Here is a 19133-nt window from a genome sequence, read left to right on the forward strand (position 1 = left end):
CCCCATTTCCCCCGGCTAAATGTTGATTTTGCTCAATGTTAACCGGGTTTTCGCCATTTTCGCCTACAGCCAGCGGCTGCGCTTCAGCCACCAGGCGACGCCAAGCACCAACCCGACCAGCATCAGGCAAAATGCCGCGAAACCGAAGGGGTTGCCGCCGCCCGGTATACCGCCAAGGTTGACGCCAAACAGCCCGGTCAGGAAGGTGGTCGGCAGAAATACCATCGCCAACAGCGACATGGTGTAAGTGCGGCGGTTCATCGCGTCGGCCATCACCGTGGTAATTTCGTCGGACAAGATAGCGGTGCGTGCGATGCTGCCGTCCAGATCGTCCAACCCGCGCCCCAGGCGATCCGCGATGTCCTGCATGCGGCGGCGATCGTCGTCGCTCATCCACGGCAGGCGGTCGCTGGCCAGCCGTGCGAAAACGTCACGCTGCGGCGCCATGTAACGGCGCAGCACGATAAGCTGTTTACGGATCAACGCCAGCTGGCCACGCTCCGGCACCTGCTGTTCCAGCAAGGCGTCCTCCAGATCGATAATCTTGTCGTGCAGATCCTCAATGAATTCGCTGGTGTGATCGGTCAACGCATCGGAAATCTCCACCAGCCAGTTGCCGCTGTTGGTCGGCCCGGCGCCGCTTTGCAAATCGTTCACCACCTGATCGATGGAATACACCTTGCGGTGCCGCGTGGAGATAATCAGTTTATCGGTGATGTACACGCGAATGGTGACCAACTGGTCCGGCCGTGAGTTGGCGTTAAAGTTGATGCTGCGCAGCGTGATCATGGTGCCTTCGCCCTGGCGGCTGACACGCGGCCGTGAGCTTTCGCCGGAGAGCGCTTCGCGCACCGAGTCCGGCAGCAGCGGCGTGGTGCTCAGCCATTCGGCGCTGGCCGGGTGCGCGTAATCAAGATGCAGCCAGCAAGGCGCGTCACAGGTGATCTTGTCATCCCGCTCGATCGGCGTGACGCCGCCCTTGCCATCCAGCTGGTAGGCGTAGACCGCGTCGGCGACCTGCAGCTCGCTCCCCTCAATCACATCCATTCATTTATCCCCTCAGTCTTGCTTATGTTGCTGAGTCTAGCGTTAACGCCTTGGAGATCAAAGACCAAGCTGTAACGCCAGTTTTCATGTTGTCCCATAAGCGTGGTCTATACTTCTGCTGCCAGGAACGCAAGACAGCCCGAGAGGAAACTCGCATGTTACAAATCAGCACCGCAGATATCTTGAAAATCGTCCTACCGACCGTCATTACGCTGTTTATCGCCGTGGTCAAAACGCCTTTTCGCATTCGGCGGGAAAACCACGATAAGCTGTTAAACCTGCTCGAATCCGTCGAGAAGCCCCAAAGCGCCCCCATACGTCTGTTGCGGTTTCGCGACTATATCGGCAACCGCAGCGCCGGCCTTGTTGCGCTGCAGCTGCTGCTGGCATTGCCGGATAGCGTAGCGGCGCTGGAACGCTATCGTTTCACCGGTGGCCGTCAGCAAATCTTGCGCGCCACGCCCGCAGGCTTCGTTTTGCGGCCAAGCGCCAATAACGCGTTCAAGCGTTTCTTGCTTTCCTGTCGCTATTTCTTGCTGTATTTGGTGTTCGTTACGTTGCTGGTGCTGTTCCCTGCGTTGACTCAATGGGGGCTGCAGCAGTTAGGGGTATTGATTACGCCCTATTCACTCCGCTATCTGCCTAATGCGCGCATCACCGACGGCTGGCAGCTGCTGTTCCCCGGTTTATTATTTATTATCATTATGTTCAGCCTGGCATACCTGACCTTCAGGCAGTTGGCACGCGCGGGTAACCTCAGTTCGGAACGCGCCTTTTATCGCTACTATCAACGAGCGCGTGAGGAACAACGATGCCGGGAAGTCCTGAGACAACTGCGCGCTGCGCTGCGCCGAACCTGACGAGAATGCGCCGCCTGCGCTGCATCGCAATGGCCGCCCTGCTGCTGTTCGGCCAATCGGCTCGTGCAGAGCCGGTGTTAGAACGCCTCGCCACACCCTATCACGCGCCGACGGCGGCGGGTTCACTGCCTTATTTTGTCGCGCACGCTCACTCCCCCCAGCCGCGCACCGCGCTGGTGGTGATGCACGGCCACCCGCGCGATGTCGCCAAGACATTGCAAGCGGCGATCGACGCCGCGCAGGGAGCGGGAGACAACAGCTTGCTGGTCGCCCCGCTGTTCCAGGTACCGGAGACGCTTGCCGCCCGCTGCCGTTCCGCCGGGCTGCCGGCGCCGCAAGAGGGGGACGCCCTGTGGCGCTGCGGCTCCTGGATCGAAGGCGGTTTGGATAATGGCGGGAAAACCGGCTCGTTCAACGCCATGGATAACCTGCTGGCCGATCTGAAACGGCGCTGGCCGTCGTTGCAGTCGATCACCGTCGCCGGTTTCTCCGCCGGCGCCCAATTCGTGCAGCATTATGTCGGCTTCGCCGACCCGCCGGACGGAGTGCGTCTGCGCTATGTCGTCGCCGATCCGGGCAGCTGGCTCTATTTTGACAACCTGCGTCCCCAGCCCCTTCATCCGGAGCGCTGCGGCAGTGAAAAAACCTGTCGCTTCCGCTGGCAAACGCTGGACGCCGGCCAGTGCCCGCAGGCTAACCAGTGGAAATATGGTCCGGAAGCGCTTCCCGCTCACCTGCAGCGCACCGCCGACGCAGCACGCCGGCGCTATGCGGCGGCGGATATCACCTACCTGGCCGCAGACGGTGATACCGGCACCGCGCCGGGGGCCTACTATCGGATACTCGACAAATCCTGCGCCGCCCAGCTGCAGGGCCCCTACCGGTTGCAGCGCGCCCTGGCCTATGCCGACTATGACCGGCGCTATCTGGCGCCGGAGAAGCCGCATCGGTTAACCCTCGTTCCCGGCTGCGGACACAACGTCGCCTGCGTCTTTCCCGCGCCGGCGGCCAGGCAAGCGCTGTTCTCCATTAATGCAGACTAATAATAACGGCATTGAAATAAACCATTGCCGATAAATCAGACAATATCGCCGATAAAGCGCTGGTAATGCCGTTATTATTATGACTTAACATATTGCTATCAATTTTAATTCAAAATGATAATAATAAATCAACACAAAGCTGTTTCAGCGCAAATTTTAGGGGCATATACTTTTCTCACTACGAGGAGGTAGTTATGTTACGCGACCATTTAAAAATAAACGCCAGCGATACGCTGGAAAAAATCAGCAATATCCATTTGCAAAACCAGGGCCAGGAAGAGATCAGTGAGTTTGTGGTGAAAAACGCCGCCGGCCTGCAGATTGGCAAGGTCTCCGTCCACGATCGTTTCAGTACCCGTCGTTCTTATCCCACCAGCTACCGCATTACTCAGACCGATATGAGCGGCCGCGTAGTGGTGGACGCCATGCGGGACTGTCTGTAAGCGTAACCGCTCTCTGAAATAGACAATATTAATGTGATGATGGCAACCCTGTTTATTATTAAACGGGGTTTATCGCGTGGAAAAATTAATTAGCCTCGTGGTTTCGCCGTCGAGAAAATAACGCCCCCGCATTGCGCGGGGGCGATAAATAAGCCCACTCAGTGTTTGATGATATACATCGTTTGGCTATAGGCCACGTCTTCCGGATTGGTGATCGGGTAGCCTTTTACCCACGGTTTGATCAGGCGGCCGTTGGTGTATTGGTATATCGGCGCGATTGGCGCCTGATCGGCAATGATCTGTTCCATCTTGTTGTAATCGGCAGTCACCGCCGCCGGGTTGGTTTCCCGCCCCGCCTGCGCCAGCAGCTTATCGTAGTCCGCGTTCTTGAACTTGGCGATATTGCCGCTGTGGGTGGAGGTCAGCAGCGACAGGAAGGTCGACGCCTCGTTATAGTCACCCACCCAGGAGGCGCGGATCACATCGAAATTGCCGGTATTGCGGCTGTCGATGTAAGTTTTCCACTCTTGGTTTTGCAACTTGACGTCAATCCCCAGCTTTTTCTTCCACATCGAGGCCACGGCGATGGCGATTTTCTGGTGGCTCTCGGAAGTGTTATACAGCAGCGTCAGCTTCAGCGGGTTGTTCGGGCCGTAACCGGCCGCCTGCAGCAATGCCTTGGCCTGTGCGTCCAGCTCCGCCTGCGGCTGCTGTTGCAGCAAACTCGCCTCGGGTTTGAACCCGGCGGTGACGTCCGGCGTGAAGTGATAAGCCGGTTTTTCACCGGTGCCCAACACTTTCTCCGCGATAATCTTGCGATCGATGGCGTAGGACAAGGCCTGACGCACCCGCACGTCGTTGGTCGGCGCACGCTGGGTGTTGAACGCGTAATAATAGGTGCCGAGCTGATCCGGGGTGTACACCTGCCCCGGGATGTCTTTCAGCAGCTTCTGATACATGTTTTTCGGGAAGGATTCGGTGATGTCGATGTCACCCGCCAGGTAACGCTTGGTGGCGTTGGATTCCTGGTTGATCGGCACGAAGGTCACTTTGGTCAGCACGGTGCGCGCATGATCCCAGTAATGGTCATTAGGCGTCAGAACCAGCTTCTCGTTCACCACCCGCTCCTGCAGTTTGAACGCGCCGTTGCCCACCAGATTGCCGACCTTGGTCCAGTCATTGCCGTATTTTTCCACCACCGCCTTGTTCACCGGGAACAGGCTGAAGTTGGCCGTCAGGCTGACGAAGTACGGCACCGGCTTGTCCAACTGCACCTTGAGCGTGTAGTCATCCGGCGCCGATACACCCAAGCGATCGGCCGGCAGTTTGCCGCTGATGATCTGCTCGGCGTTCTGGATCCCCGCCAGTTGCGCGAACCAGGCGAACGGCGACAGATTTTTCGGTTCTACCAGCCGCTGCCAGCTGTAAACGAAGTCTTTTGCCGTGACAGGGTCACCGTTTGACCAACGCGCGTCTTTACGCAGATGGAAAATATAAGTCTGATTGTCGCTGGTCTGCCAGCGGGTGGCGACGCCGGGGATCACTTTGCCGTTGGCGTCCTGATTGACCAGCCCTTCGAACAGATCGCGCGCCAGCTGAGCCTCCGGCAAGCCAACCGCTTTGATCGGATCGAGCGAGGCCGGTTCGTCTTTAATGTGGCGCACGATTTCCTGTTTGTCCGCCAGCGCGGTGCCCGGGGGAACCTGCGCCGCCATGGCGCTGCTCATACAGGCGCCGATCGCCGCCGCGCAGAGCGCCAAACGAAAACCCCGTTGCATTTTTTTTCCCGTCATTATGATTTGTCCCCCGTTAACCATCTGAATTTTTTATCATATAGCACAAGATCCATCCGGCCTAGAGCCCGCGGGCGAGAAGTTGCAAAAAGTGCGATTCAGGCGATAAAAAACCCGTGCGGCGCAGGGCGGCACGGGTGGGATTACGGCAGCGACCGTCAGTCGTACAGGTGGATGCTGTTGATGCGGTAGCTGAACTCTTCACCCTCTTCTTCATCGAACACGGTGAAAAAGCCTTTCTCAGCCAGCGGACGGGCCGAGATATCGGTTTTTTGCAGCTGACGCGCATCCGCGTCGTCGTAGCCGTAGTCGAGATAGAAGACATCTTTCTGGTAATCGATATGCAGGGTGAACGGATAGTTCGATTCGTCCCCGCGCCCGTCGTCATTTTTCACCACGCCGAACCATTCCCCCTGACGGATCTGGTTTTCAGCGTCTACGCCGCACAGCAGCGTGATGGTGTCATTTTCATTTTCGCTATAGCTGGCGATGATTCTGGCTACTGGCATGTTAAATCCTCTTGCGGGTGATTGGCTTAGCTCTGCCGTTAGTATAACAACAGCCTCAGGCCAGGTGCGGTTTAATTGGCGTTTTCACCGCTACCGCATCACAGATCGCGCAAACGCCGCACAATTGCGATGGGAAAGATGTCTCAAAGCGTAATACACTGAATAAAATGACAATGACTCTCGGCCTTTAACTCAGGGACAACACCATGACCGAACATCGACCGCGCAGTGAACGTGGCCAGTTGGCCGTCGCAGGAGAGAACTACGGCAGCTCGCTGCTGGGCGCGCCGCTGCTCTATTTCCCGGCGGCGGTCAGCGGCCCGGAAACCGGGCTGATCATCGCCGGCACCCACGGCGATGAGAGCGCCGCCATCGTAACCCTGTCCTGCGCGCTGCGCAGCATCGCCCCCGAACAGTTGCGCCACCACGTGGTGCTGGCGGTCAACCCCGACGGCTGTCAGCTGGGGCTGCGCGCCAATGCCAACGGCGTCGATCTGAACCGCAACTTCCCGGCCGCCAACTGGCGCTCCGGGGACACCGTCTATCGCTGGAACAGCGCGGCGCCGGTGCGCGACGTCAGGCTCTCCACCGGCGGGCGCCCCGGCTCCGAACCGGAAACCCAGGCGCTGTGTCATCTGATCCATCGCCTGAAGCCGCATTGGGTGGTGTCGTTCCATGAGCCGCTGGCCTGCATCGAAGATCCCGCCAGCTCGCGGCTCGGCGTTTGGCTGTCGCACAAGTTCGAACTCCCGCTGGTGACCAGCGTCGGCTATGAAACGCCCGGTTCGTTCGGCAGCTGGTGCGCGGATCTGTCGCTGCCGTGCATCACCGCCGAATTCCCGCCGATCTCCGCCGATGCCGCCAGCGAGCGCTACATCGACGCCATGACCGAACTGCTGACCTACCCGAATTAATCCCTACGGGGCGAGATCGACGATCGCCCCGCATTCGAACGCCAGACCCGGTTCGACGTCCCGCGCCAGCCAGGTCGGGCCGTCCAGATCGACGAAACGCGCCGCCGGCGCCAGCGGCAAGGCGGCGGATATCGCCCGCGACGTGCACAACATGCAGCCGAGCATGATGGCGAATCCCTGTTCGCGCGCGGCCTGCGCCAGCGCCAGCGCCTCGGTCAAGCCGCCGGTTTTGTCCAGTTTGATGTTGACCATCTGATAGCGTTGCGCCAGCCGCGGCAGATCGGCGCGGGTATGGCAGCTCTCATCGGCGCAGATCGGCAGCGGATGAATAAAGTGTTCCAATGCGGCGTCGTCACCGGCCGGCAGCGGCTGCTCCAGCATCGCTACGCCGAGATCGGCCAACAGCTGGCAGCGCGCCGCCAGCCCTTCCGCCTGCCAGGATTCATTGGCGTCGACAATCAGCGTCGCCTGCGGCACCGCGGCGCGGATCGCCACCAGCCGCTCGCTGATATAGTGATCGTCGAGTTTGATCTTCAGCAGCGTGGCGCCCTGCCGCTCCAGCTCACGCGCGGCGAAGGCCATCGCTTCCGGCGTACCGATGCTGACGGTCTGCGCCATACGGATCTGCGCCGGCGCCGTCACGCCGCTGCGCTGCCACAGGCTCTGCCCGTGCAGACGACACTCCAGATCCCACAGCGCCGAGTCCAGCGCGTTGCGGGCCGCGCCCGCCGGCATCTGCATCAGTAGCTGCTCGCGTGTGATGCCTTGCGCGATCGCCGGCGCCATCTCAGCCAGCTGCGTCATCACCGATTCCTCGCTCTCGCCATAGCGCGGATACGGCGTGCATTCGCCGACGCCGCGCACGCCCTGCTGTTCGATTTCGACCACCACCACCCTGGCTTCGGTGCGGCTGCCGCGCGCGATCACGAAGGCGGTGTGCAGCGGCCAGGCTTCCGGGTAAAAACGCATGTCTCTCATAACGGCTCCTGAGCGAAAACTGCGCATCCAGGCAGGCTGATGCGCCGGTGATGTTTTATAGAACAGCCTAATATATACAACTATTTAGCAAACTTTGATATCCAATCCGCCCCGCTTGTCATAAACTGGCGTCAGGGTGTGAACCTGATGTTAACAGCCGTCGCCGGCGCGCCGTTTCATCAGGTTCATACCCTTTGTATAAACACCTGTAAAAGGAATCTAGCAATGACTCAGACAGTACATTTTCAAGGCAATCCGGTCAGCGTAGCGGGCAAACTGCCACAGCAGGGCGAACAGGCCAAGGCCTTCTCGCTGGTTGCCAAAGACCTGTCAGACGTAGCGCTGAGCAGCTTCGCGGGTAAACGCAAAGTCCTGAACATCTTCCCAAGCATCGATACCGGCGTCTGCGCGACGTCGGTGCGTAAATTCAACCAGCTGGCCAGCGGCCTGGATAACACCGTGGTGCTGTGCATCTCCGCCGATCTGCCGTTCGCCCAGTCTCGTTTCTGCGGCGCGGAAGGCCTGAGCAACGTGGTCACGCTGTCCACCCTGCGCGGCGCCGAGTTCAAACAGGCGTACGGCGTTGAAATCGCCGAAGGTCCATTGGCGGGCCTGACCGCGCGTGCGGTCGTAGTGCTGGATGGCCAGGACAACGTGCTGTACAGCGAGCTGGTGAACGAAATCACCACCGAGCCGGATTACGACGCGGCGCTGGCAGCGCTGAAATAATAAAGCCGGCGAACGCCGGCTTTGGATACACGGGAAGGCGCCGCAAGGCGCCTTTTTTATTCTTCGCCCTCAGCGCCGCCTTTGCGACTGCTCAGGCCATACTCGCGCAGCTTGTTGGCGATGGCGGTATGGGAAACGCCCAACCGCTTCGCCAGCTTGCGGGTGCTGGGATAGGTGCGATACAGGCGCGTCAGCACCGAGCGCTCGAAACGCTTGCTGATGTCGTCCAGTGAACCGTCCAGCACCTCGTCGCCCAGCGACATCTCCACCTCGAACTCCGGCAACACGATATCCTGCGGCCGCAGTTCGTAGCCTTCGGTTTGCGTCAGCGCGCGGTAGATGGCGTTTTTCAGCTGGCGCACGTTGCCCGGCCAGCCGTATTTGCTGAGGAAGCTGCCCAGATCGTTCGCCAGCTTGGGCCGCGCCACGCCCTGCTCATCGGCGAAGCGCGCCACGAACAGCTCGGTCAGCGGCATGATGTCCTGCGGGCGTTCGCGCAGCGGCGGAATGGTGATGGTCAGCACGTTGAGGCGATAATAGAGGTCTTCGCGGAATTCGCCGCGCTGCACCAGCTCGGTCAGGTTCTTCTGGGTGGCGCAGATCACGCGCACGTCGACGTGCACCTCATGCTCTTCGCCGACCCGGCGGAACGTGCCGTCATTGAGAAAACGCAACAGTTTGGTCTGCATACGCGGCGACATTTCGCCAATCTCATCCAGCAGCACCGAACCGCCGTTGGCCTGCTCGAAGAAGCCCTTTTTGCCTTCCAGCGCGTTGGGATAAGCGCCCGGCGCATGGCCGAACAGCTCGCTCTCCACCACGTCATCCGGCAGCGCGGCGCAGTTCAGCGCCAGGAACGGCTGTTTGCCGCGCGGGCTGCGCAGGTGGCAGGCGCGAGCCAGAATATCCTTGCCGGTGCCGGTATCGCCCACGATCAGCAGCGGCGCATCGAGCATCGCCAGTTTGCGCGCCTGCTCCAGCACGTGACGCATCTTGGCGCTCACCGCGACGATGTGATCGAATTCGGTATCGTCGTTCACCGACAGATTTTGCAGTTGGCGGCCCATGCGCGCGGTGGACTTCAACATCACCACCGCGCCGACCGCAGCCGGCTGTTGCTGTTCGTCTTCCAGATAGATAGGCGTAATGTCCATCAGGAAGTCCTGGCTGCGGATCACCACCCGTTCTGAGTGCGGCGCCGTATGCTCACTCTCCAGCCAGCGGCTGAAGTTATAGCCGCCGATCAACGCCCCGGCGGTCTGGTTGCGGATCTTGTCTTCGTTCAGGCTGAACAACGCCAGCGCCGCCGGATTGGCCAGCTCGACCTTGCCCTTCATGTCGATAGAGAACACCGGCTCCGGCATCGACTCCAGCAGCGCACGCAGCGCGCGATGCTCGCGTTCGGAAGGCATAAAGCTGACGGTGCGCACGTCGGTCACGCCGGCGATGCGGCGGATCTCCGCCATCAGCGCGCGGAAAGTATCGAAGTCCAGCTGGGAGAAATTGAGGTAAATGCGGCCGATGGGATCGATCTCGATGCCACGTAAATCAATGCTGCGCGATACCAAAAGATCGAGTAATTCTCGAGTGAGACCGAGGCGGTCTTCGCAAAATACTTCCAAACGCATCAGTGTTGGCCTTATCTCTGCAGGTGCGGGGATCGTTAGCGATGATGATACTCCCTCGCACCGGGCGGTAGAAGCGATCTGTCAGCAAAAGTTGACAGAACTCTGATTTATTGCCGTGGTTGCTGATTTTAAACGCAAGCGAATAACAGCATCGGCGTCATTTTAGCCCACGAACAGAGAGTTATCACAGATAGATTTAATTTTGCAGATATTTATCACGCAATCACAGGGGGATCGACTATCGTCAAGTCTCGATTACGTCCGGCGTTGGCGCCGGTGAAATAACGGCGCTGCCAGGAGCGCCGTCGCGGGGTTATTTGGCCTTGCCGTCGCTCTTTTTCAGCGTGTCTTTCAATTGGCCGATCAGCTGGCTGCGGAAATCGCCAAGCTTCGGTTTTTCCCCTTCCAGCCACGGCAGCGGGCGACACAGTTCCATCGCCTTGATGCCCAGCCGCGCGGTCAACAACCCGGCGCCGATGCCCTGCGCCGCGCGCGCCGACAGCCGCGCCGCCAGATCCTGCGACATCCAGTCCATGCCCACTTCGCGCACCAGTTCGGAAGCGCCGGCGAAGGCGATGTTGAGCAGCACCAGCCGGAACAAACGAATGCGGCTGAAGTAGCCCAGTTCGATGCCGTACAGCGCGGCGATGCGGTTAATCAAACGGATGTTGCGCCAGGCGATAAACGCCATATCCACCAGCGCCAACGGGCTGACGGCAATCATCAGCGTCGATTCGGCGGCGGAGCGGCTGATTTCGCGCCGCGCTTGGTTGTCGAGCACCGGCTGCACCAGTTTGGCGTACAGCTCCACCACTTCACGGTCATTTTGGGTTTCATGCAGCGAGGCCTGCCAACGCTGCAGCGCCGGATGCCCCTGATCCAGCCCGGCCTGGCGCGCCAGCTTCTCGCAGAATTCTCGCCCTTGCCCCAGTCCGTGGCTGTGCAACAGCTCGCGCGCCACGTCGCGCTCTTCCGCGCGCTGGCGCAGCCGATACAAACGCCGCCATTCGGTGACCACCGAACCGACGCCGGCGAACACGATCAGGCCGCCGGCCACGCCGCCGCCCATGGCGATCCAGTCCTGCTGCACCCAGGCGGTATGCACCCACTGCACGCCCTGCGCCACCACGCTGACGCCGAACAGCGCCAGCCCGGCGGTGACCATTTTGCGCCACAGGCTGCGTTTCGGCTTCAGCGCAGCGTTGATGATGCCCTCGGCGCGCCCTTCTTCCTCCTCCTGCTGCAGCTCCGGCGCCGCCGGAAAGAAGCTCTCCGCCTGCTCGGCGTCGAAAGCGACGCCGGCGCGCAACGTCGGTTCCTGCGGCGGCTGCAACGGCTCGTCAAAATCGATACGCGGTTTGATCGGCTCGCTCATCGCAATTTGTCTCCCAGTAAAAATTCCATCACCGCATCCAGACGGATATGCGGCAACGGGCTGTCCACGCTCATGGCACGCGGGCGAAACTCATCGAAGTGAAATCCCTGGCTCTGCCAGAACGCCGGCCCCGGCAAACGGGCCGGCACTTCGCCGGGGAACACCGTCAGCGGCGCGCCGTCGCTGAGGCGATTGCCCTTCAGCGCCGGAATACGCTGCCCCTGATGATCGACAATGCCGCTCTCGGTCGCCTGCACCGAGGCCAGGCCGACGCAATCCATGCTGATGCCTTCGAACGCCGCGTTCTGCCACGCCTCTTGCACCAGCTGCTGCAGCAACGACACCAGATTGGCGTGCTGATCGGCGGTGATGTGGTCCGCCTTGGTGGCGGCGAACATCAGTTTGTCGATGGTCGGCGAGAACAAGCGGCGAAACAGCGTGCGTTTGCCGTAATGGAAACTCTGCATCAGTTGGGTCAGCGCCAGGCGCATGTCGTTGAACGCCTGCGGGCCGCTGTTGAGCGGCTGCAGGCAGTCAACCAGCACGATTTGCCGATCGAAACGGACAAAATGCTCTTTATAGAAGTTTTTGACGATCGACTGACAGTAATAATTGAACCGAGCGCGCAGCATGCCGATATTGGTGTGTTTGTCGGCCTGCGCCAGTTTCGACTCGCCCGCCGCGGCAACATCGGGCCACGGGAAAAACTGCAGCGCCGGCGCGCCGGCCATGTCGCCCGGCAGCACGAAACGGCCCGGCTGAATGAAGTGCAGACCTTCGCTTTTGCAGCGCAACAGATAATCGGTGTAGGCCTGGGCGATCGCCGCTAGGCGATTTTCGTCGGCCGGGGCCAGCGGATCGCAGGTTTTACACAGGTCAAGCCAGGGCTTGGCCCATTCGGCGCGTTCCCCCTGCAGCAGCCCGGTCATCTGCCGCGACCAGGCCAGGTAATCCTGCTCGAGCATCGGCAGATCCAGCAACCATTCGCCCGGATAATCGACGATCTCCAGGTACAGCGTCGAGGTGTCTTTGAAATGGCGCAGCAACGAGTCGTTGGAGCGGTAGCGCAGCGCCAGCCGGATTTCGCTGACGCCGCGCGTCGGCGTCGGCCAGGCCGGCGGCGTGCCGTACAGCTGCGCCAGCCCTTCGTCATAGGTGAAACGCTGGATGCCGAGATCGCGCTGCGGGATGCGCTTGACGCCCAGCAGGCGTTCTTCGCGCACAGGTGAAAACAGCGGCATGCGCGCGCCGCTGTGCACATGCAGCAGTTGATTGACGAAGGCGGTGATAAAGGCGGTTTTGCCGCTGCGGCTCAGGCCGGTCACCGCCAGGCGCAGATGGCGATCCATTCCGCGGTTGACCAGCGAGGTTAACTCATTTTGCAGTCGTTTCATTTTGCCTGGAGTCGCATCCTTTTATTCACTAAAACATGCAGTTACACGGTAACACTTCGCTAACCACATGGCCTATGCTCACTATTATAGCCACAAGCAGAGTGAGATTTGCCACAGATGAAAATTGCCACCTTCTCAACTTAACCGACAACGCTTTGTGTAAGACATAGCCGAGCAACCTAATATCGCCCCCTATACAAAGACGAGATAGTATTACCCCCACAGGAATAATCACAATCACTCGTACTAACGATACAACCCCTTCATCAAAACGTTTATGTCAATACGAATACTAACCGGAGAATCCGATGAGCACAATTAATTTCGAGCGCGGCCTGACCATTATAAATTCGATGGCAACACTTAAAAACACCCAACCAGAATATGACGGTCAACGCATAATCTTAACCGAGTATTATCAAGGAAAGGGTAAAGGTGGCGGTGTATTTACAGGACATACCAACGCGGTAAATGCCATTGACGACGGTGGCTATTCGACGCTTAAAGTCAATCAATCCCCAGCAGCGTGGTATCGTAATGACTTAACCCAGCTTTCTTTATACGACGGGGGATGTGATCTTACTCTTGACGATAATGGCCCCCTGATTCAAAACATTGCACTGATCAGAGGTGAACGCTCCGTAAAGATTCCAAGCGGCTATTGGAATATTAAAACACCGGTCGTCTTTCCAGCCAACAGTGGAATTTCCCTTTACGGTGAAAGCAGTTACAACGGTCGTGCCGTGCTCGTCTACAACGGACAAGACTTGGCAGAACAGACTGATATAACAGGGATTATAACCATCGACGCCGCTCAGGGAGAAATAACCTATAGCGGTGTCAGTTTCAGAAACTTCCAGCTAAGGGGAAATAACAAGACGATTTGCGGACTGAGTATAAAATACGCAAGCTATGTGCACGCCCAGAATGTAAGCATTCTTTACTGTCGGGGAGCCGGTCTTTATTTAGATAAGGTTCAGGATAGTTACTTCAAATTCGTCGAGGTTCAAGGCTGCGGCAGAACGTCGGGAGATTATGATAACTACCTGGACATCACTGACTTCAATAAGATGCTTCTTGCCCCCATTCATTTAACATCAACAATGCAAAATGACCACTGCAACATGTTACGATTCGAAGACTGTCAATGGGAAGCCAATTTGATAAGCCCGACTATCTATGTTAATGGCGGAATAGGACTTTGGTTTAAAAACCTACATATGGAACATCGAACCGGCCCGCTTCAAAAATTGATCGGCAACAATCCCAATGCCAGCTGTCTATTATATATGAATAATTCTGGCGAAGTTTACCTCAATGAAATTCAGGCATCAGAGATAAAACACTTAGTCTATAGCTCTGGATACGGTGTTTTATATGCTACAAATATTAATCGAGGAGGGAACATTACTCACGCAGCATCAGGCAAAAAATTCAATGTGTTCATGAATGGGTGCTGGCTTCAGGATATGGACTTTTCATCCAGTGTAAAAGCCATGATCAGCAATTGCCGACTAGCCAGTTTGACCTGGCGATACCCTGCTTATCCAAGTACTATTTCGGACACCCACTTTTCCGGCAACGTTGCTCTGACAGAAGATGGAGCCAACCCACGTATCGATTTGGTCGACTGCCAGTATGGCAGCGTGAAAAGCAATACCAGCAATCTACGTTTCCTCGGCGGGCGTTGCTCGGGAGATTTTTACTATGTCTCGCGATCGGGGGCTGGCTCGGTCATTGACGTTGACGTTGAAGGCAACACGACCATCAGCACCAGTTACGGCTGTTCATATCAGCCTGGAAAATCCAACTATACCGCAGTACGGATCGCCGACGGCCCCAAAGAGCTCGGCGGCGTAATGCGCCCCATTGGTTCCGAATGGTTCAATACTGCTGTGGCCGGTGACGAAGAAGGTGCCATCTATAGCTGGGTGAAAACGACTACCGGGTGGCGCCCCTCCAGTCGCATCAGTCGTTTCGGCACGAGCTTATCTTCCATGACGTTTGCTCAACTTCCTGCTGCGAATGTTTGCAAAGGCACCGCTATTTTTTGCACCAATACCGCAGCAAATCCATCGGCACAGGCAATCATAAGCAACGGTTCGAATTGGGTCTATTTGGCAACCCCGGGGACAAAAGTCACCGCAGCGAATTGAATGAACGATATCATGCCGCCCTACTTGGGCGGCATTTTCTCTCCCGCCACGTAACGCCCGAATGCCTTGTTCAGGCCTTTACGGAACAGCGGTTCCAGCACCAGCGCCAGCACGAAGCGCACCGGTTTGCGGCCGACGGTCTTCAACAGCCAGCCGGCGGCGCCCGCCGGGCCATAGTTCAATAACGCTATGATGATGACTTTAGCCAATGTCTTCAACATTGCCGCCGCTCCTGATTTAAATCCACCCGTTCTGGTGGCGTTCGCGACATCAATTTTATTCATGACAATGCCCTCCGGCACAAGACGATTAAGATGACCTTCAACGGGATGACGGCGGCGAGATATCCGGCCTGCGCAGGCCGGATATCGCAAGAAGAGTTACAGCTTGCGGAAGCGGCTCTGAACGCCGAAGGTGTCGGACGTCACGTAACGCTCGACCTGACGCAGCTGCTGTTCGCCGCTGCCCAGCTCATATTCCAGCTGATCGAGCAACTGGCGCGGCGTCTTCTGATGCTCGCCCTCGAAACGGCTGGCCGGCGCTTCGTCCAACACGAACACCAGCGCGATATAGGCCACCAGCGTGAAGAAAAACAGCCCAAAGAACAGCGACAGCACCACCATCACGCGGATCAGGCGCACCGGCACGTCGAAATAGTGGGCCAGACCGGCGCAGACGCCTTTTACCATGCCTTCTTCGGGTACGCGATAAAGCTTTTTACTGCCCAGCGTCATGCTCATCAGGACTGTCTCCAGTTCGGGTGTTCCGCATCGAGGATCTCTTCCAGCGCCTGAATGCGTTCACGCATGCGTTTGGCGTCTTCCGCCAGCTGCGCCAGGCGCTGCATTTCTTGCTGACTCAGCTGGATGCCGGTCTGTTGCCGATTGCTGTAATGCAGCCAAAGCCAAATCGGCGCGACAAACAGCACGAAAATTGTCAGCGGAATGGCAAGTAATAAAGCACTCATTGTTATTCCTTCTTATCGGATCCTGGATAGGCGGCCACCTCCGGCGTGTGGCCGCGGTTCGCCTTACTCGGAGCGGTTCATCTTGGCTTTCAGCGCCGCCAGCTGCTCACTGATGGCGTCGTCGGCTTTCAGCTCGGCAAACTCCTGGTCCAGCGACTTCTTTTTACCGATGCTGATGCTTTCCGCTTCGGCTTCCATATGGTCGATGCGACGTTCGAACTGTTCGAAACGCGCCATCGCCTCATCCAGCTTGCCGCTGTCGAGCTGACGGCGCACCTCGCGCGAGGAAGATGCGGCCTGATGGCGCAGCGCCAGCGCCTGCTGCCGCGCGCGGGTTTCGGTCAGCTTGTTTTCCAGCTCACCGATTTCGCTCTTCATGCGCGCCAGCGTTTCTTCTACGGTCGCCACTTCTTGCGTCAGCGTGGCGATCAGGTCGGCAACCTTTTGTTTTTCGATCAGCGCCGCGCGGGCCAAGTCTTCTTTATCTTTGCGCAGCGCCAGCTCGGCTTTTTCCTGCCAGTCGCTTACCTGGCTTTCACCCTGCTCGATGCGACGCAGCAACTGCTTTTTCTCCGCCAGCGCGCGCGCCGACGTAGAACGGACTTCAACCAGCGTGTCTTCCATCTCTTGGATCATCAACCGCACCAGCTTCTGCGGATCTTCCGCCTTGTCCAGCAGGGTGTTGATGTTGGCGTTCACGATGTCGGCAAAACGAGAAAAAATACCCATAATTCACTTCCTCTTGGTTCTGATGGCGTCTGAAGCGCCGCGTTAAGTCGTACAGCTTGCCCAAAGAGATAATCAAAACCCGTGCCAACTTTTATCTAATTGAAAAACAACAACTCTTTATTTTTGACTCTCTGCGCGCTTGCTGTAGAGTGATTATTTTCACCAAACATTGGCGAATTTCATCATGAACGAACAGCCAGAGAATTTGTTGGGCGAAGCAAACGCCTTTGTCGAAGTATTGGAGCAAGTCTCCCAGGTGGCAAAGCTAAACAAACCGGTGCTGGTGATCGGTGAGCGCGGCACCGGCAAAGAGCTGATCGCCCATCGTCTGCACTACCTCTCCAACCGTTGGCAAGGGCCGTTCATCTCGCTTAACTGTGCGGCGCTGAATGAAAACCTGCTGGATTCCGAGCTGTTCGGCCACGAGGCCGGCGCCTTTACCGGTGCGCAGAAACGTCATCTGGGCCGCTTCGAGCGCGCCGACGGCGGCACGCTGTTCCTCGATGAGCTGGCGACCGCGCCAATGCTGGTGCAGGAGAAATTGCTGCGGGTGATCGAATACGGCCAACTGGAACGCGTGGGCGGCAGCCAGCCGCTGCGGGTAGATGTGCGCCTGGTGTGCGCCACCAACGACGATCTGCCGGCGCTGGCGGCGGCGGGCAAGTTCCGCGCCGATCTGCTGGATCGGCTGGCGTTCGACGTGGTGCAGCTGCCGCCGCTGCGCCAACGCCGGCCCGACATCATGCTGCTGGCCGAGCACTTCGCCATTCAAATGTGCCGCGAGCTGGCGCTGCCGCTGTTTCCCGGCTTTACCGAACGCGCCAGGCAGACGTTGCTCAACTACGGCTGGCCGGGCAACGTGCGCGAACTGAAAAACGTGGTGGAACGTTCGGTCTATCGTCACGGCGACAGCGACAACCCGCTGGATGAGATCGTCATCAACCCGTTTGCGCCACGCGAGGCCACGCCTCTTACGCCTGCCCCTGAAGGCGCCGGCGCGTTGCCGGCGCTGCCGCTCGAGCTGAAAAACTGGCAGTTGGAGCAAGAGAAGGCGCTGATCGAAGCAGCGCTGCAGCAAGGGCGATTCAACCAGCGCAAGGCGGCGCAGCTGCTGGGGCTCACTTACCACCAGTTGCGTGGCATGCTGAAAAAGCATGCGCTGCTGCAAAACGGCGAGCAAGACGAGGATTAGCAACGCGGGGATTGGGTGCCGGTCTTTCCCGGCCGTCAGCTATTAGCCCCAGGTTGAGAGATGTGGCCTGAGAACGGCCGCCTGAAGAGGTCGGCTTTTTAGCGGCCTGGTCAGGCGAAGGCATCAATGCCGGTCAGCGATGCCGAAAGCGCCCACAGACGCTGCGCCTGTTCCGGGTCGATCGCGTATTCCTTCACGCCGACCAGCGCCTGACTGTCGTGGACGGCGATGCCGGCAATATCGCCATCCTCGCAGTAGAGGCCCCCCAATCCCTGCAACTGCGGTGAGGTGGCGGCCCAGACCTGCGTAGCAGCCCCCTGCTGAGGCGTTTTAAGGGCATCGGGATCGGCCGGATTGCCCTCTTCGTCCATCCAGCCCAGGGCTATCATCTCTGCTCTCGATATGTGCCGCTGCAGCGGCGTGGCGATGCTACCCGGATGCAGGCTAAATGCACGGATCCCCCGCGAGCGGCCCAGAAGATCCAACCAGACGGCGAACAGGGCATTCGCCGTCTTCGACTGACCGTACGCCAGCCACTTGTCGTAACCGCGTTCGAACTGCACATCTTCCCAGCGGATCGCCGAATGGTGATGCCCGGCGGAGGAGACGGTGACCACCCGCCCGCCATCGGCAATGGTCGGCCACAGCAAATTGGTCAGCGCATAGTGGCCGAGATGGTTGGTGGCGAACTGCCTTTCCCAACCGTGCCCCACCCGCGCCTCCGGGCATGCCATCACCCCGGCGTTGTTAATGACGATATCCGCCCGTAGGCTCGATGCGGTAAAGTCTGCAGCGAAACGACGCACGCTGTTCAAATCGGCGAGATCGAGTTCGGCGATCTCGACGCCGGCGCTCTGCCCTAACACCGCTTTGGCTGCCGCCGGTGCCCGGCAAGCGACGATAACCCGTGCGCCGGCGTCGGCCAGCGCCAGCGTCGTCTCCAGACCGAGGCCTGAATGGCCACCGGTGACGATGGCCAGCGTGCCTGACAGATCCTGGCCCGCGAGCACCTCGCCGGCGGTCGTTTTGGGGCCGAATCCTGACTTGATGGGGGTTTGTTGGGTAATCACAGGCATTCTCCTCACGGTTAACAGTGGTCGGCCAAACGCAGCCGGCGCGTCGATGAGAAGGAGTATGAAATTCCATCACGGGACTGTGAATGCATGAAACCCCGAACTTCTGTCGAGATCGTCCAGGTTACACGGCAAAAAAGAAGAAAGTGGAGCATGGCGGCTCGCCAGGCGAGGTTTCCGGTCTGAAACAGGCAAAAAAAAAGCCAGCACCCGAGCTGGCTTAAAAAACACTGGAAGCAATGTGAGCAATGTCGTGCCTTCCACATCAGAGCCGCAAACTGTGGCCTTCCGTGAACTGCCAGG

The 19133-nt window shown here is 58.6% G+C and carries 20 protein-coding genes; 8 read left to right on the forward strand and 12 right to left on the reverse strand.

The annotated features are described in order from the left end of the window. Positions 1–63: 63 nt before the first annotated feature. Positions 64–1047 carry a zinc transporter ZntB gene (zntB, locus tag ACSBQS_RS09055; protein ID WP_033643224.1) on the reverse strand — a complete coding sequence of 328 codons (984 nt, stop codon included), beginning with the start codon at positions 1045–1047 and terminating at the stop codon, positions 64–66. A 50-nt stretch (positions 1048–1097) separates the two neighbouring features. Between zntB and ACSBQS_RS09060 the strand changes: the two genes are divergently transcribed. From ACSBQS_RS09060 to ACSBQS_RS09070, 3 genes are all read left to right on the forward strand, one after another. After that, on the forward strand, positions 1098–1907 hold the full coding sequence (locus ACSBQS_RS09060; RefSeq protein WP_223524914.1) for a hypothetical protein: 810 nt from the start codon (positions 1098–1100) through the stop codon (positions 1905–1907). After that, positions 1859–2950, forward strand: coding sequence for a hypothetical protein (locus ACSBQS_RS09065; protein ID WP_147837998.1), 1092 nt, complete (start codon positions 1859–1861; stop codon positions 2948–2950). Before ACSBQS_RS09060 ends, ACSBQS_RS09065 begins: the two co-directional genes overlap by 49 nt. A gap of 194 nt (positions 2951–3144) precedes the next feature. Next, a complete protein-coding gene (locus tag ACSBQS_RS09070) occupies positions 3145–3393 on the forward strand; it encodes a hypothetical protein (protein ID WP_004930507.1) in 249 nt (82 codons plus the stop codon). Between the two features lie 158 nt (positions 3394–3551). Here the strand turns inward: ACSBQS_RS09070 and ACSBQS_RS09075 are convergent, their stop codons facing one another. Together ACSBQS_RS09075 and ACSBQS_RS09080 are read right to left on the reverse strand one after the other, a co-directional pair. Beyond that, the gene (locus ACSBQS_RS09075) at positions 3552–5186 is read right to left on the reverse strand and encodes a peptide ABC transporter substrate-binding protein (protein WP_033650282.1); all 1635 of its coding nucleotides are present in this window, start codon (positions 5184–5186) and stop codon (positions 3552–3554) included. A gap of 158 nt (positions 5187–5344) precedes the next feature. Beyond that, positions 5345–5695 carry a hypothetical protein gene (locus ACSBQS_RS09080; protein ID WP_025302994.1) on the reverse strand — a complete coding sequence of 117 codons (351 nt, stop codon included), beginning with the start codon at positions 5693–5695 and terminating at the stop codon, positions 5345–5347. Between the two features lie 206 nt (positions 5696–5901). Here ACSBQS_RS09080 and mpaA point away from each other — a divergent pair, with 206 nt between their 5' ends. Then, the gene (gene mpaA, locus ACSBQS_RS09085; RefSeq protein WP_033643228.1) at positions 5902–6609 is read left to right on the forward strand and encodes a murein tripeptide amidase MpaA; all 708 of its coding nucleotides are present in this window, start codon (positions 5902–5904) and stop codon (positions 6607–6609) included. Between the two features lie 3 nt (positions 6610–6612). Here mpaA and ycjG read toward each other — a convergent pair whose 3' ends face one another. Then, positions 6613–7587 (reverse strand): L-Ala-D/L-Glu epimerase, encoded by a 975-nt coding sequence (ycjG, locus tag ACSBQS_RS09090; protein WP_033643229.1) that lies wholly within the window; start codon positions 7585–7587, stop codon positions 6613–6615. A 225-nt stretch (positions 7588–7812) separates the two neighbouring features. On the opposite strand from ycjG, the gene tpx reads away from it, so the two are divergent. After that, positions 7813–8316, forward strand: a complete 504-nt coding sequence (tpx, locus tag ACSBQS_RS09095) for a thiol peroxidase (RefSeq protein WP_004930536.1) — start codon at positions 7813–7815, stop codon at positions 8314–8316. Between the two features lie 56 nt (positions 8317–8372). Here tpx and tyrR read toward each other — a convergent pair whose 3' ends face one another. The 3 genes from tyrR to ACSBQS_RS09110 all read right to left on the reverse strand — a co-directional run bounded on the left by tyrR (position 8373) and on the right by ACSBQS_RS09110 (position 12713). Beyond that, positions 8373–9944 (reverse strand): transcriptional regulator TyrR, encoded by a 1572-nt coding sequence (tyrR, locus tag ACSBQS_RS09100; RefSeq protein WP_033643230.1) that lies wholly within the window; start codon positions 9942–9944, stop codon positions 8373–8375. A 313-nt stretch (positions 9945–10257) separates the two neighbouring features. Beyond that, entirely contained in the window at positions 10258–11319 is a 1062-nt protein-coding gene (locus ACSBQS_RS09105; RefSeq protein ID WP_033650280.1) for a YcjF family protein, read from the reverse strand. Further along, positions 11316–12713, reverse strand: coding sequence for a YcjX family protein (locus ACSBQS_RS09110; protein WP_047026026.1), 1398 nt, complete (start codon positions 12711–12713; stop codon positions 11316–11318). Before ACSBQS_RS09110 ends, ACSBQS_RS09105 begins: the two co-directional genes overlap by 4 nt. 308 nt (positions 12714–13021) lie before the next feature. On the opposite strand from ACSBQS_RS09110, the gene ACSBQS_RS09115 reads away from it, so the two are divergent. Next, positions 13022–14869, forward strand: a complete 1848-nt coding sequence (locus ACSBQS_RS09115; protein WP_353440413.1) for a hypothetical protein — start codon at positions 13022–13024, stop codon at positions 14867–14869. Between the two features lie 20 nt (positions 14870–14889). On the opposite strand, the gene pspD is transcribed toward ACSBQS_RS09115, so the two are convergent. The 4 genes from pspD to pspA form a co-directional block, all read right to left on the reverse strand. Further along, positions 14890–15153 (reverse strand): phage shock protein PspD, encoded by a 264-nt coding sequence (pspD, locus tag ACSBQS_RS09120; RefSeq protein ID WP_071883554.1) that lies wholly within the window; start codon positions 15151–15153, stop codon positions 14890–14892. Between the two features lie 96 nt (positions 15154–15249). After that, entirely contained in the window at positions 15250–15609 is a 360-nt protein-coding gene (gene pspC / locus ACSBQS_RS09125; RefSeq protein WP_033643233.1) for an envelope stress response membrane protein PspC, read from the reverse strand. Further along, complete coding sequence (gene pspB / locus ACSBQS_RS09130; RefSeq protein WP_004930553.1) at positions 15609–15836, reverse strand: envelope stress response membrane protein PspB; 228 nt, start codon at positions 15834–15836, stop codon at positions 15609–15611. Before pspB ends, pspC begins: the two co-directional genes overlap by 1 nt. Positions 15837–15899: 63 nt before the next feature. Beyond that, on the reverse strand, positions 15900–16565 hold the full coding sequence (gene pspA / locus ACSBQS_RS09135) for a phage shock protein PspA (protein ID WP_004930555.1): 666 nt from the start codon (positions 16563–16565) through the stop codon (positions 15900–15902). 184 nt (positions 16566–16749) lie between these two features. Here pspA and pspF point away from each other — a divergent pair, with 184 nt between their 5' ends. Beyond that, a complete protein-coding gene (gene pspF / locus ACSBQS_RS09140) occupies positions 16750–17757 on the forward strand; it encodes a phage shock protein operon transcriptional activator (RefSeq protein ID WP_033650277.1) in 1008 nt (335 codons plus the stop codon). Between the two features lie 110 nt (positions 17758–17867). Here pspF and ACSBQS_RS09145 read toward each other — a convergent pair whose 3' ends face one another. Then, positions 17868–18827: an SDR family NAD(P)-dependent oxidoreductase gene (locus ACSBQS_RS09145; protein ID WP_353440414.1), complete on the reverse strand. Its 960-nt coding sequence runs from the start codon at positions 18825–18827 to the stop codon at positions 17868–17870. Positions 18828–18916: 89 nt separating this feature from the next. Here ACSBQS_RS09145 and ACSBQS_RS09150 point away from each other — a divergent pair, with 89 nt between their 5' ends. Beyond that, entirely contained in the window at positions 18917–19054 is a 138-nt protein-coding gene (locus ACSBQS_RS09150) for a hypothetical protein (RefSeq protein ID WP_342164536.1), read from the forward strand. The last annotated feature ends 79 nt before the right edge of the window (positions 19055–19133 follow it).

Source organism: Serratia sp. H402Y (assembly GCF_051172415.1).
In the GTDB taxonomy this organism is placed as follows: Bacteria; Pseudomonadota; Gammaproteobacteria; order Enterobacterales; family Enterobacteriaceae; genus Serratia; species Serratia ureilytica.

Coding starts and splice junctions, on each gene's coding strand:
- zntB (WP_033643224.1), bottom strand. CDS start 1,047: ATGGATGTGATTGAGGGGAGCGAGCTGCAGGTCGCCGACGCGGTCTAC.
- ACSBQS_RS09065 (WP_147837998.1), top strand. CDS start 1,859: ATGCCGGGAAGTCCTGAGACAACTGCGCGCTGCGCTGCGCCGAACCTG.
- ACSBQS_RS09070 (WP_004930507.1), top strand. CDS start 3,145: ATGTTACGCGACCATTTAAAAATAAACGCCAGCGATACGCTGGAAAAA.
- ACSBQS_RS09075 (WP_033650282.1), bottom strand. CDS start 5,186: ATGACGGGAAAAAAAATGCAACGGGGTTTTCGTTTGGCGCTCTGCGCG.
- ACSBQS_RS09080 (WP_025302994.1), bottom strand. CDS start 5,695: ATGCCAGTAGCCAGAATCATCGCCAGCTATAGCGAAAATGAAAATGAC.
- mpaA (WP_033643228.1), top strand. CDS start 5,902: ATGACCGAACATCGACCGCGCAGTGAACGTGGCCAGTTGGCCGTCGCA.
- ycjG (WP_033643229.1), bottom strand. CDS start 7,587: ATGAGAGACATGCGTTTTTACCCGGAAGCCTGGCCGCTGCACACCGCC.
- tpx (WP_004930536.1), top strand. CDS start 7,813: ATGACTCAGACAGTACATTTTCAAGGCAATCCGGTCAGCGTAGCGGGC.
- tyrR (WP_033643230.1), bottom strand. CDS start 9,944: ATGCGTTTGGAAGTATTTTGCGAAGACCGCCTCGGTCTCACTCGAGAA.
- ACSBQS_RS09105 (WP_033650280.1), bottom strand. CDS start 11,319: ATGAGCGAGCCGATCAAACCGCGTATCGATTTTGACGAGCCGTTGCAG.
- ACSBQS_RS09110 (WP_047026026.1), bottom strand. CDS start 12,713: ATGAAACGACTGCAAAATGAGTTAACCTCGCTGGTCAACCGCGGAATG.
- ACSBQS_RS09115 (WP_353440413.1), top strand. CDS start 13,022: ATGAGCACAATTAATTTCGAGCGCGGCCTGACCATTATAAATTCGATG.
- pspD (WP_071883554.1), bottom strand. CDS start 15,153: ATGAATAAAATTGATGTCGCGAACGCCACCAGAACGGGTGGATTTAAA.
- pspC (WP_033643233.1), bottom strand. CDS start 15,609: ATGAGCATGACGCTGGGCAGTAAAAAGCTTTATCGCGTACCCGAAGAA.
- pspB (WP_004930553.1), bottom strand. CDS start 15,836: ATGAGTGCTTTATTACTTGCCATTCCGCTGACAATTTTCGTGCTGTTT.
- pspA (WP_004930555.1), bottom strand. CDS start 16,565: ATGGGTATTTTTTCTCGTTTTGCCGACATCGTGAACGCCAACATCAAC.
- pspF (WP_033650277.1), top strand. CDS start 16,750: ATGAACGAACAGCCAGAGAATTTGTTGGGCGAAGCAAACGCCTTTGTC.
- ACSBQS_RS09150 (WP_342164536.1), top strand. CDS start 18,917: ATGCATGAAACCCCGAACTTCTGTCGAGATCGTCCAGGTTACACGGCA.